At 59.3% G+C, this 11855-nt stretch carries 9 protein-coding genes and 2 pseudogenes; 7 read left to right on the top strand and 4 right to left on the bottom strand.

Features of this window, described 5'->3' with window-relative positions; translation table 11 throughout:
- From E5W87_RS13010 to E5W87_RS12995, 4 genes and pseudogenes are all read left to right on the top strand, one after another.
- Window positions 1-624, top strand: a pseudogene (locus E5W87_RS13010) (serine/threonine protein kinase); the annotation flags it as partial.
- Between the two features lie 11 nt (window positions 625-635).
- On the top strand, window positions 636-1121 hold the full coding sequence (locus E5W87_RS13005; RefSeq protein ID WP_292397764.1) for a DUF1036 domain-containing protein: 486 nt from the start codon (window positions 636-638) through the stop codon (window positions 1119-1121).
- A complete protein-coding gene (locus tag E5W87_RS13000; RefSeq protein WP_292397762.1) occupies window positions 1118-3451 on the top strand; it encodes a M23 family metallopeptidase in 2334 nt (777 codons plus the stop codon). The genes E5W87_RS13005 and E5W87_RS13000 overlap by 4 nt, the downstream gene beginning before the upstream one ends.
- Window positions 3452-3668: 217 nt before the next feature.
- Window positions 3669-5321 carry a caspase family protein gene (locus tag E5W87_RS12995; RefSeq protein ID WP_292397760.1) on the top strand — a complete coding sequence of 551 codons (1653 nt, stop codon included), beginning with the start codon at window positions 3669-3671 and terminating at the stop codon, window positions 5319-5321.
- Window positions 5322-5374: 53 nt separating this feature from the next.
- Here the strand turns inward: E5W87_RS12995 and E5W87_RS12990 are convergent, their stop codons facing one another.
- The gene (locus E5W87_RS12990) at window positions 5375-5905 is read right to left on the bottom strand and encodes an OmpA family protein (RefSeq protein ID WP_292397758.1); all 531 of its coding nucleotides are present in this window, start codon (window positions 5903-5905) and stop codon (window positions 5375-5377) included.
- A gap of 194 nt (window positions 5906-6099) precedes the next feature.
- On the opposite strand from E5W87_RS12990, the gene E5W87_RS12985 reads away from it, so the two are divergent.
- Window positions 6100-6678 (top strand): hypothetical protein, encoded by a 579-nt coding sequence (locus E5W87_RS12985; RefSeq protein WP_292397755.1) that lies wholly within the window; start codon window positions 6100-6102, stop codon window positions 6676-6678.
- 480 nt (window positions 6679-7158) lie between these two features.
- Here E5W87_RS12985 and E5W87_RS12980 read toward each other — a convergent pair whose 3' ends face one another.
- Window positions 7159-9678, bottom strand: coding sequence for a caspase family protein (locus E5W87_RS12980; RefSeq protein ID WP_292397753.1), 2520 nt, complete (start codon window positions 9676-9678; stop codon window positions 7159-7161).
- Between the two features lie 890 nt (window positions 9679-10568).
- Window positions 10569-10787 carry a hypothetical protein gene (locus E5W87_RS12975; protein WP_095486404.1) on the bottom strand — a complete coding sequence of 73 codons (219 nt, stop codon included), beginning with the start codon at window positions 10785-10787 and terminating at the stop codon, window positions 10569-10571.
- Between the two features lie 217 nt (window positions 10788-11004).
- Here E5W87_RS12975 and E5W87_RS12970 point away from each other — a divergent pair, with 217 nt between their 5' ends.
- Together E5W87_RS12970 and E5W87_RS12965 are read left to right on the top strand one after the other, a co-directional pair.
- Complete coding sequence (locus E5W87_RS12970; protein ID WP_292397751.1) at window positions 11005-11244, top strand: hypothetical protein; 240 nt, start codon at window positions 11005-11007, stop codon at window positions 11242-11244.
- Between the two features lie 5 nt (window positions 11245-11249).
- Entirely contained in the window at window positions 11250-11645 is a 396-nt protein-coding gene (locus E5W87_RS12965; protein ID WP_292397749.1) for a GFA family protein, read from the top strand.
- A 16-nt stretch (window positions 11646-11661) separates the two neighbouring features.
- Here E5W87_RS12965 and E5W87_RS12960 read toward each other — a convergent pair.
- A pseudogene (locus E5W87_RS12960) lies at window positions 11662-11855 on the bottom strand (response regulator); the annotation flags it as partial.

Here is an 11855-nt window from a genome sequence, read left to right as displayed (position 1 = left end):
CAACGGGTCTCCTGGGTGCGCAACTTCAACGGCGGCGACTGTTTCTATGCGACGTTGACATCGGCAACCGAGACCACGGCCGCGATCGAAGGGTTCGGCACGGGGGTCCAGCCATTCGAACGAATGTTGTCCGATTTCCAGGCAAGATTCCATGTCGAACCGGACATCAGTGTCCGCCTCATTGAACCGGCCCAATGCGAAGTCACCAACTTTCTGCACTTTCTGGACCAGATGCCGGCTGACAAGCCGCGGCTTGTTCTCGATCGAACGACGGTGCCGAGCGGGTCACCGATCGGCGGCACGCTGGTGACGCATGGTGGCCTGATTTCCAGCGTACTGCTGATCGACCACAGGGGCATGGCATTCAACCTCGACGATCGTATCTTGGCGCAAGCGGACAAGGCCACCTTCAACATTCCGATCGATCTCGGCGCAGCCGACAAGGCGGCCGGCAAGGTCGTGCCGCAGATTATAATGGTCATCACAGGTCGACAGGATATTCAGGCTGCGGCGTTCTCCGAGCCAGCACCAGCCTCGGTGCTGCTGCCCAGAATTATCGAGGAGATCGAGACCAGCGGATCTGACTTCTCCGCAACTGCACAGTACTTCCGTCTCGGCGGCTAGCATGGACGCCCATGGACCTCCGCCGCTCGCATTTTTCCTGCCTGCCTGCTGTCCCGCCCAAAAAGCGGCGTGACTTGGTTCGGGCCCTCACACTTGCCGTGATGTCGGCTGCGGCGCTGCTGGCTCTCCTCTCGACGAACGAAGCGCGTGCCGAATTCACCGTCTGCAACCAGACACTCGACGTGGTCAATCTCGCTGTTGGCCAGAAGGTCGACAATGCGGACCAGACCGACGGCTGGTGGACCATCGGCGCAAATCAGTGCGTGAACGTCATCCGCGAGGAACTCACCAACCGCTACATTTACATCTATGCGACGGACGTTTTTGGTCATGCGACCCTGACTGGGTCGACCGAAATGTGCATCGACCGGCGGCGTTTCTCGATACGCGGCATCGATGAATGCTGGCAGCGCGGCCATATCGCCGCACAATTCCTCGAAGTCGATACGCTTGAACAGGTGCGGTGGACCTTTTTCCTGACCGGAAGCAATCCGTGACGCACAGTATCGACACAAGCTTCAGGTTGAAAAAGCAGGCGCGCGCTGCCCTGCGCAGACGCAGGCTCTGGCGCAGACTCCTTGCCGGCCTTGCTGTGCTTGTCATATTGTCGATCGCTGTCGGCTTCTATCTCACTGCGGACTATTGGTCGTTTGGCGATGAAGATGAAGAGTTGCACGCCGTCGAGGGAACCGACGATGTGCCAGCCGATGCCTCAGTCTATGTGCCTGCCATCATCGATCTCGCAGGCGACCCGATGTGGATCACCCTTGCGCCCGACACCGGTGCCGCAACAAAAAGCCGAGTGATCCCGCGTCCGGCAGAACTCGATCAGGCCGGAGTTTCTCCCCAGATCGAAATTCTGTCCGACGTGATGCTTAGCGCCAGCGAAAAGTTCATGACAACGATACCATCCACGCAAGAAGATTTCGCATTCTTCCAGGCACAGCGACAGACCGCTTCGGTGCCGTCCAACGATCTGCAAAACGACATTCAGCCACCGCCCGTTCTAAACGGGGCTCCGGATGCTTCGGACCCGCAGGTGGACGCCGATGACCCCGAAGCAGGTTGGGGCGAAACAATCGATGCGGGCGAGGCAGCCCTCCCCGCGTTTCAGAAAACCCAGATCGAAAACAACACAAGCGTTGCGAATGTCACCAGCGAATATCAACGGTTCAAGGCTACCGAGGACACGTTCATAAAAGTTCTCAACGATCGCAGCTTGGACAGTGTGGCCCTGGATGCACATTTCTCCGCCGAGGACGCCAAACAGGCAGGCGAAGCCCTGAAGGCGCTTTTCAATCGGAAAAGCCTTGAGCCCGGTCATGTCGTCGCAATGCGCGGTTTCAGGCCGACGCGCGAGACGACAACCATGTCCCTCATGCAGGTCTCGATCTACGCCAAGAACGTGTTTGTCGGTACGCTGACGCGCAATGCCGCTGGTGTGTTTGTGTCTGGTGTGGACCCCTGGGTCCGCGAAGATCTGTTCAACTACTCGGGCGCACAGGCACAAGGCACGCACAAAAGACAATACCGATTACTCGATGCAATCTACTCGACAGCAGCACGCAACAAAGTTCCGACCGGCGTGATCGGAGAAGCGATCATGTATCTCTCGCGAGGACAGGATCTGGATGCCTTCGCCAGCGAAGACCAGCGTCTGGTCCTGATCTATTCGCAAAGGCCACGCGGCAAGGAAGAGACGGCCGGGCGGGTGTTATATGTGGGCGTCCAGGGTACCGAAAAAAGCCTCGATTGTTTCGTCTTCCAGCAGACTGACGGCCAGTTTGCTTGCGTTAGCGGCGACGATCAGGTTCGCTCACTGACAGTCACCAGCGGCATGGTCACCCCGGTCAACGGGGTCATGACGTCTACCTTCGGCCCACGCAAGCACCCGATCCTCGGGACCGTTCGCATCCACAAGGGTGTGGATTGGGCGGCACCTGTGGGTACGCCGATTGCAGCCGCCTTCGACGGCGAAATCGTCTTTCAGGGCGATGGAGGGGGTTACGGCAATCTGGTGAAGATTTCGCACGGAAGCGCGCGCGAGACGCGCTATGCGCATATGCAGAAATTCGCGATCAAGGGCGGTGTCGGCGCGAAGGTGAAGGCAGGCGATATCATTGGCTACATCGGTACGACTGGTCTTTCGACTGGGCCGCACCTGCATTTCGAACTCTATCGCAATGGCGAGGCGATCAATCCCCTGGGTACGGTCACGGCAATCGCAACGGACACTTCTGCTGTCGAAACACTGACCAACCGCATCGTTCAAGTCGAAAGTGGCGGCAGCGCCCGCGCCAAGAACCCAAATTCTTCGGCAACGGGCGCCGGTCAGTTCATAACGAAGACTTGGATTAGGATGATGAACACCTACCGCCCTGAACTTGCGCGGACACTGTCGACCGCCGACCTGCTCGCTTTGCGTTACGACGCCACCATCTCACGCGAGATGGTCAGCAATCTAGCGCGTGAAGGTGAAGCCTATCTTCGGGCGCGCGGCCACCAGATCACAGCCGGCCGTCTCTATCTCTGTCATTTCCTGGGAATGGAAGGCGCCCATCAAGTGTTGTCGTCGCCGGGTTCGGCGCAATTGAGCGCGGTGCTCGGGTCGTCCGTCATTCAGGCCAATCGGTTCCTCACTGGCAAGACTGCCAGCTATGTCGTGGGGTGGGCCGAAAGGAAAATGGGCAGGAAGCTGAGCCCGGCGACGAGTGAGGTGAGTCAACAGACAACGACAACGACGGAAGTCCGGCAGACATCGCCGGAGTTCGAAAAGTACAAGCAGGCGATCACGGCCCTCATAAGCCCGACGCAGAATACGCTTTGAACCTGTTTCTCGCGGCGTGCGAGTTCGCCGTTAGACCATTGGTGTTCCTGCTGCCAAGCGTTACTTTAGCCAACTTTTTTAGGGCCCTTGTGAACCAAAAGTGTGATCGAGATCACATACGCCCAAGAGCCATTATGGCAGAAGCGACTATGTCGCTGATGAAATTTAGCATGCGCAGACATCAATAGTGCGCCCCAAAGGGGTGGAGGGCTGGTCCATGAAAGCACTTGCCGTCTTTCTAAGCGGGTTTATCCTGTTTGTAATTGCCTCGCTCGGTGCCGAGGCTGCTACACCTGACGCCAAACGCGTGGCGCTTGTCATCGGCAACAGCAAATATATGCATGCCGTTGCATTGCCCAATCCCGCCAACGATGCGCATCTCATCGCTTCCACGCTGCGCAATGCCGGCTTCCAAGTGATCGAGGGCGTCGATCAAGACAATGCAGGGATGCACAGCCTCATCAGCCAGTTTACTGAGCAATCCTACGACGCCGACCTCGCCGTCATTTTTTATGCCGGCCACGGCATGCAGGTCGACGGCAAGAATTTTCTGATTCCGGTAGACGCCGAATTGACATCGCCCGCTTATCTCAAGACCCGCACAATTCAGATCGATGACTTCATGGCGGCGTTACCGCCCGAGCCGGCGATCGGCGTCATTATCCTCGATGCTTGCCGCGATAATCCACTGGCAAGGACGCTCGCCGCCTCTATGCCGAAGAGCCGTTCCGCCTCGTTTGGCTCCGGTCTGGCGCCGATCGAGGCTAAATCGGACGGCGTTGGTACCGGCGGAATCCTGATCGCGTATGCAACCGATCCAGGCGCCATCGCTTTCGACGGCAACGGTGTCAACAGTCCCTACTCCACTGCACTCGCCAGGCACCTGACTGAACCGGGCGTTGAAATCCAGAGCGCGCTGACGCGTGTGCGCGGCCAGGTGACCGAAACGACACAAGGTCGCCAGAGACCTTGGCACAACGCATCACTGGGACGCGAGGTCTTCCTGGGACAGTCGGTAGCGGAACCGGCGCCTGCCACAAAACCTGTCGCTGGTACATCCGGCACTGCAGCGACACCGGCTCCTGCCCCGGTGACCAGTGAGCCTCCTTCCTGGGAGGTGGAGCAGCGTCTGTGGGATGAAGCTTCCAAGCGCAATACCATTCCGTTCTACGAAGCCTATCTCGAACAGTTTCCAAATGGCCGCTTCGCCACGGTGGCACGGCTGAACATCGACCAGTTGAACGAACCGAAAGCCGAAGATCGGCAGGTGGCGGCAATCGATGAGGACGAGGCGAACGCAAATTCCGGCTCAGCCGTTCGCACCTCGGTTGGCGTTTCGGATGAGGTGAAGCAGGCCCCGGGTACCGAGCTGACGGAAAGTGCGATCGGTCTCGATCGCCAGGGTCGTATCGATCTGCAGTTGCGCATCGAAGCCTTGGGCAACGAGCTTGGCCGCATCGATGGAAACATAGGTCCAAAGACCCGCCAGGCGATCGGCATCTGGCAAGCGAAGAATGGTCTAGCGCAGACCAATTTTTTGACACGCGAGCAACTGACGTTCCTGGTGATCCAGACGGATCCAATGATGGAGTCGGTGCGCGCCAGATACGCTGCCGATCAGGCTCGTGCAGCACAGCCGAAAAAACAGGTGCAGCAGGTCCGCAGACAAAAGCCAATGGCACAGAAGACCCGCACAAAAAAGTCGGTGGTGGCACAGACGCCCCGCAAGCAGCAGGTCATTCAGAAGAGGCGCAACCGCGAGGTGGTTCGACAGGACAACCCACCGCCGCCGGACAACAACGACTTCCTGACCAAGGCGCTGATTTTCGGCACCGGTGTGGCTGTGGGCGGCGTGCTCAACAACAACTGACAAGCCAGCGTTTCAAGCCTGTCGACGTGAGCCGTGCCTTGGCGTACCAGCCCCTACTCAGTCCTTATTCGCATCTCCACCCGGCGGTTTACCGGATCGTATGGGTTGGGGTTGCGCGGGTTCGTTTCGCCCAAGCCTGTCGCTTTGATGCGGGCAGGATCGATGCCGTTAGAGGTCAGGAAGGTTGTTACCGATCGGGCTCTTCGTTCCGACAGTCCCTCGTTGTAGTGAGCCGAGCCGGATGCATCTGTGTAACCTTCAACAACGAAGTCGAGGGTGCTCAGTCGGCTGTCCTTCAGCGCCTTGGCGAACTCGTCGAGTTCAGCACGCGCAGTCGCGTCGAGTTCGGCAGAATCCAGGCCGAAATTGATAAGCATATCGAGGCTGGTTTTTTCGGCCGGCGCTTCTTTCTTCTTGCTCTTGCACTCGTCTTCGGTGCCGACGCAGATTCCACGCGCCGGGCCGAACTCGCTCGCCCCGGAAAAAAACTTCACGATGTCTTCTGACTTCTGAAGCGGATCAGCGGAAGCGTGGGTCGAAAAAAGCGCGACCGTCAACACCAAGGCTAAACTGCCCAACTGCATAACGGTTACTCCTGTCTCGAACATCCGATTTCTTCGGCTGCGGAGTATACCAAATCCCGAAGCGATTGTCTGTCAATAAACGTCAAGCATACGGGGAGTGGACGGCAGTTCCATCTTGCTACGGACTGAGACTTGACCCGCGCCCTATCCGGGGCTTCAGTGTCGATTGTTCCCTAAGTGAAAGCGTGGCGGCCATGGCCAATGAGCTTCGATTCAAAACGGCGCGGGACCTTTTCATGGCCTACCCCGCTGTTGCCAGGGACATGGTGGCACGTCCGACCGAACAGCCTTCAATCGAATTTTGCCGCGCCCTCCTTGCCGGGCGAGTGCCGGAGGAGGCGATTACGTTCTGTGCCTATCTGCTTCCCGAGCGGGCTGCGGTGTGGTGGGCGCATGAGTGCCTGAGCCACCTCACCGTTCTGCTCGATCACAGGGATCAGGAGTTGCTTGCGCTTGTTCGTGACTGGGTCAGCGAACCGGATAGCCCTCACCATCGCCCAGAAGTGAGCAAGGCTGCGGCGATGCCGCCTACAACGCCGGCTGGCTGGGTTGCCTTGGCTGCAGGACAGCATGGCAATGGTTCGGCTATAGATGCATCAGCCGTGTCGGCCTTGCAGCCATCGCCTGCCGCCCACGCCGTGAGTGCGGGGGTTCTGGCCGGATTGGCACGTGTTGCATTGGAGGACCGCTTTTCAGTTCTTTCCGCGTTTGTCGAAATGGGCATCCAGATGGCAGAGATCGAGGCGCTGCGCCAATCAGCGGATGCGAATTAGACCCTAGCCCGCATCCGCGAGCGGGATACATTCAAATTGAACTGAGCATCCGGCTCTATCTGTTTGATTAAGCCGCATTCCTGCGGCGCCAAGTGATTCCACTGGGTGCAGAATGCTCTGAATCAGTTGCTTGGCTTAGCTGCAGCCGCCCATTCAACGTTTATCCGGACCAGCCGCCGCCGCCTCCTCCGCCGCTCCCTCCCAAAGAAGGAATGATTACGGGAGGTGCGGCAGCAGGCTCGTCCGCGACCGGTTTGACCACTTTCTTGGCGGCCACCGGTTTGGGAACCGGGTTGACGACCTTCCGCGGCGCCGCGGCTCTGCGAACGACCTTCGGCGCCGGTGCGGGCGTCGCCACCAGCGGCGTCGGTTGAAGGGGTTGCCAGGATGTGCAGCCCATGACCCCCGCCAAGGCGATGGACAGAGTTATCCCGATTGTTGCCTGCTTCCGATTTCTGCCCACCATTGCCTCCTTGTTGATCAGAACAAATCCCGACGCGGATTGGCTTGTTCCCAGACCGCCCTTGCCACTTTGACCAGTTGCTTGTCGACAGAGCCGCTCAACGGAATCTTCGACTTGAGTTCCCCACGCAGCTGCTTCAACGCCGCCGCTTTCGGCTTGGCCCCGAATTGCGCCAACGTCGCCCGGGCGTCAGGCAGTTCATTGCGAAGATCGAGCGCAACTGTGAATGCCAGGAAACGCACGGCGACGGCCTGGTCGGCCTTGTCGCCCTTTTGCATCTCGAGAGCCGCGCGATCGTAGGCGCCGGACTGGTCGCCGCGCGAGGTTGCCAATTCAAACAGACGTTGGGCTTCATCAAGGTTCTGCTCCACGCCAACGCCATCACGGTACATGCGCGCAAGACTGCCAGGCGCATAGGGCTGGCCGAGGTCAATGGCCTTCTGAAAAAGCGCCAGCGCAGCCTTCGGATCCTTCTCGACGCCCCGGCCGCTGAGGTAATTGCGACCGAGCAAGTTCATCGAATACATGTCCTGCCGCTGGACGCCAGCTTCCAGGAAGGCAACGGCGCGGGCCTGATCTCCGGTCACGCCGTTGCGGCCTTCGGTGAAGATCGCGCCGAGATCGTTCATGGCATAGGTGTGCCCCATCGATGCCGCCTTGAGCAGAAGGTCCAACCCCTTGCCGGTGTCGCGCTCGACGCCGTAGCCGTTGAACAAGGCACGGCCCCATGACGTCATCCCGTAAGGATCGCCCTTGTCGGCTGCGGCCGCGTAGAAGGCGTTGGCCTTTTTCCGGTCGACAGCCACGCCCGTTCCCGTCGCGTAGAGGTAGCCGAGCTCGAACACAGCGCGCACATGTCCCCTGTCGGCGGCCTGTTGTATGGCTTTCCTGGCTTGGTCCACCTTGCCGGCTGCAAGCAGCGCGCGACCCAGTTCATAGCGGAAGCGGGCGACATCGGGATACGCCTTCACCGCAGCCTCGCAAAGCTTCACCGCCTCGGCGCCGATTTCATTTGGCAGCAAGCCGGGGACGACGCCTTGAAGATCGAGAGGCTCGCCGGCAGCCGAGTCGCACGGATCGACGCTTGGCGACAGTGTCATTTTGGCGGGTTTGGATGCTCCGCTATCCGCCCGAATTTCGAAGGCGACCTCGACCGGTGCGCTGGCTCCGATCTGGGGTTCATAGCGCAGCACCTCGACTTCACCGACGGTCAAGCTCGATTCGGGCGACAGGGCCCGATCCGGCAGGGAGAGCGTTCCCGTTGCCGGATAGTTCGCAACTCTCAAGCTGACCGCCGCATCGTCTGTCGGGAGATCCAGGCTCAGGGCAACCGCGCCGACGCCGACCGGAACGTCGATCTCGCGGCTCTCGATCGCCTCGGCGGCACCGGTGACATGAATGCCGCGCTGCAGCACCTGCTGCTCCTGCTCGGCCTCGAGCGAGGCCATCACCTGTTCGCCCTGGGTTCCTTCGCCGCTCTTGACCCGGAAGACCAGCATGCCCTTGGCTTCGCCGCCCCAATTGTCGCGTGCGGCGTAGGCCAGCATATCCATCTCTTCTGGCTCGCCAATTCCCTTGGGGACATCCATCTGCAAGCGCGGCAGATCCTTGCCCTGGATCAGTTCTCCCGCCTCGACAGCCTTGCCGTCAAGCATCAGGCGCCCCAAGGTGGGCGGTCTATCGATGCTGACGGTGATTGTCCCGCCGTCGACCTCGACCGGTTCCGGTAGATCCAGATCGACGGGGCCGGCGCCCGACAGCACGACCTTCTCCAGCACCGGCGGCAGCGATGGGCGGCTGCTGCGACGCATCAGAACGACTTCGTCGATAAGCGAAGAGTTCTCCCAGGGAACCTGCAAGCCCTTGGTAGCCTCAACCACATCCCGGCGGACGGCCGACATGACCGTGCGGATCTCCTGGTTGGGGGCCAGCGCGCGACGAGAAAACGCTGACGAAAAAGGACTGAGGTCGCCGGCGCCGTCATAGGCAACCGCGCCGGGTTCGGTGGCAAAAGCAATCAGCGTGTTCAGCGAGCTTCTTACTTGCGCAAGGCCGGTGCCGCTGGCGGTAAGAAGCTGGTCTCTGAGCCAATAGTCCTTGCGAGGGAATGGATTGTTGCGGCAGGCATCGAGGATGATCACCTGGATCTTCGATTTCGAACGCATCTGCTGCAGCACGTCGTTTAGCTTGATTGCCTGGACCTCCACATCGGCCGCCTGCTTCAACGAGGCGTCTACTGGGATCAGGAAATTTTCGCCGCCGATCTGAAAGCCGTGGCCGGAATAGTAGACGACAGCGATATCGGCGCCATCCACGGCGGCAAGATAGTTGCGGAACTGATCTTCAAACTGCAGCTTTGTAAGATTGCTCGCGACGAAAACATCAAAACCAGCCTGCCGAAACGTATCGGATACGTCCACCACATCTTTAGCCGGGTTCTTGAGGGCCGAGATTTCTTGGTAATCGGAGTTGCCGATTACAAAAGCGACCCTTCGTTCGACGGCAGAAGCCTCGAAAGTCGTGAAGCTTGCGAGCATGAAGGCTGCAACGAATCCGCAACGTCGGAGCATGGCAAAATCCCTTAACCGCTGTTACCTGGCGACCACAAGAACCAGCTTGCAGTGTCAAGGTCCGTTAGAGAGCATGCTATCTGCCAAGACAGAAAAGAGAGAAAAGCCGTCGCGACAGCGGGCATATTCCTCACGTGATCAAGTTCTAAATTACATCAGAGGCCGAGTGTCCGCAATGATTGTCAGACGGTTTCTCAACCTCGCTATTCGGATCCGTGGTCGCTTTGGCCTCCCCGGACCAGGCGCCGCCGGCATTCTGAGCTTAGCAGCTTGGGCTGAGTTCTGGTCGGCGATGCCTCCGACAAAATACAACTCGTGCTGGGACACCTATATTTTGCCCCAGCGACGAATATCTACTGCCGCCTGCCAGGCCCGACGGCGGCGGCCCTGCACCCTTCAGTCCACGCATCACGCGGCAGAGAGCGCCTGAGTTTTCCACTACTAATGTTGGCCTCCCCTGATTTTTTCTGCCTACCATTTTCGAGACTCAATTAGCGTGTGCTTATGGAGCATCGGCACGCCATTCGAAGAAACAAGGAGGGGCTTTGGGAAGTCTACGACATAGACGACCACAAGGTTGTCTTCTCAGATGGGGTGGCTCTGACAAATTTGCTGGATGAGGACGCGCTCGACGCCCTGGAGTTGCTAAAGAGTGGATTCCTGGTCCCGAGCACCGCTCCCAAGGCCGGTTGACAGTTCCTTGAGGGATACGCTGTGGTCGCACTATCCGCAGGCGCGACGCTGAAAGTATGGGACGCGCGGACAAGGAGCCGACACTGCAGGTTCTGAGATCGATTGTTCGACAGTGACCTCAAGTCCGCATCGAACCGCCGCTGACTGTGCCCGAAGGATCACCGTTATTTCTGATCCGGCATCTCGGTATTCTCTTGGGGATTCTTCTTGATGCCCGCTGCAGGCGAGGTGTCGGCCGGTGCGTTTCCACCTTGGTTTTGCTCAGGCGCTCTTTTGAGTGGCGAGGTGCGCCAGCCCATATCGGCGTACAGAAAGCCAATGAGAAAGCCGACGATAATGACCGCTGCTATCACCAGCGAAAGTATAGCGTTACGTCGCTCCATGTCCGGCTCCTTCCTGCGGCCCGAACAGCCAGTGGCGAAAATGGTTCCCATCTACATGAATGCGCAGGATTAATGCCTACAGCATACGTTGGCACCCAAGAAGACACCTGAAGCTCCAGGTCGTGGAACTTCGCATCCTGCCGGCGGTTGAGATGTACGAGTTGTGGGCTGCGAACGAAACCATCCGTTCTTTCCGTCGCAGCAGGAAGGAGACCCCATGGCCAAAGAGAATACCACATCGAAGCCGGCAAGCCGGCAAGTGAATGCCGGCGGCTTGCGGCATCCAAGGCGGGATGCCAACGAAACGGACGCGGGAGCGAAACCGCCGACGCCAAAAACCGCGGGAACATCGAAGCCATCGACCGCTCCGCTGGATAATCCGGTGGTGAACCGCAATGCCGGCGGGCCGCGCCAGTCGGGCACCACGCCGCGGCCGACAGACAAACCGCTGGACTGAAGACGATGGCAGGGGTCGAACGGGACGGCGGTTGCCTGTGCGGCGCCGTTCGCTTCAAGGTGAGCGGCGCACCGTTGCGGGTCGGAATTTGCCACTGCCAGGATTGCCGCCGCGCCAGCGGCAGCTTTTTCACGCCGTTCGGCGTCTGGCCCATGTCAGCCTATGAAGGCAGCGGACAAATGAAGACGTTCGCCAGACGCAGTTTCTGCCCGCAATGCGGTTCGCACATCGCCTGGCTGCGGGACAACGAGGCCGAGATCATGCTCGGCTCGCTCGACATGGCTCCCAGCGACCTCATTCCCGACTACGAACTGTGGGTACCGCGCCGTGAGAACTGGCTCATGGCTTTGCCTTGGGCGGAGCAATTTGCCGGTGATCGCTTTCCGCCCTTCGATCCATGACGAAGTCTGAAACAAGCTAGGCCACCCGGACCAATTCAGCCAAGGCGCTCAGAATGGCAGCCTGATCTGCCGGCTTGCGAACAAATTTGAAGTTGGCGAAGGCTGATGGAACATCGCGCGGCCCAAATCCGGTCAGACACGCGAACGGAATGTGGCGGGTTTGCAGTTCTTCTGCGATCGCCAGGCTCGTTTCGCCATGCAGTTGAACAT

The organism is Mesorhizobium sp., assembly GCF_004962925.1.
In the GTDB taxonomy this organism is placed as follows: domain Bacteria; phylum Pseudomonadota; class Alphaproteobacteria; order Rhizobiales; family Rhizobiaceae; genus Mesorhizobium.
The sequence above is the reverse complement of the archived record's forward strand: the minus strand, read 5'-3'. Positions and strand labels throughout refer to the sequence as shown.

What these genes read in the sequence shown, in the direction of transcription:
- E5W87_RS12980 (WP_292397753.1), bottom strand. Translation starts at nt 9,678, where the DNA reads ATGCTCGCAAGCTTCACGACTTTCGAGGCTTCTGCCGTCGAACGAAGG.
- E5W87_RS12985 (WP_292397755.1), top strand. Translation starts at nt 6,100, where the DNA reads ATGGCCAATGAGCTTCGATTCAAAACGGCGCGGGACCTTTTCATGGCC.
- E5W87_RS12970 (WP_292397751.1), top strand. Translation starts at nt 11,005, where the DNA reads ATGGCCAAAGAGAATACCACATCGAAGCCGGCAAGCCGGCAAGTGAAT.
- E5W87_RS13005 (WP_292397764.1), top strand. Translation starts at nt 636, where the DNA reads ATGGACCTCCGCCGCTCGCATTTTTCCTGCCTGCCTGCTGTCCCGCCC.
- E5W87_RS12965 (WP_292397749.1), top strand. Translation starts at nt 11,250, where the DNA reads ATGGCAGGGGTCGAACGGGACGGCGGTTGCCTGTGCGGCGCCGTTCGC.
- E5W87_RS12990 (WP_292397758.1), bottom strand. Translation starts at nt 5,905, where the DNA reads ATGCAGTTGGGCAGTTTAGCCTTGGTGTTGACGGTCGCGCTTTTTTCG.
- E5W87_RS12995 (WP_292397760.1), top strand. Translation starts at nt 3,669, where the DNA reads ATGAAAGCACTTGCCGTCTTTCTAAGCGGGTTTATCCTGTTTGTAATT.
- E5W87_RS12975 (WP_095486404.1), bottom strand. Translation starts at nt 10,787, where the DNA reads ATGGAGCGACGTAACGCTATACTTTCGCTGGTGATAGCAGCGGTCATT.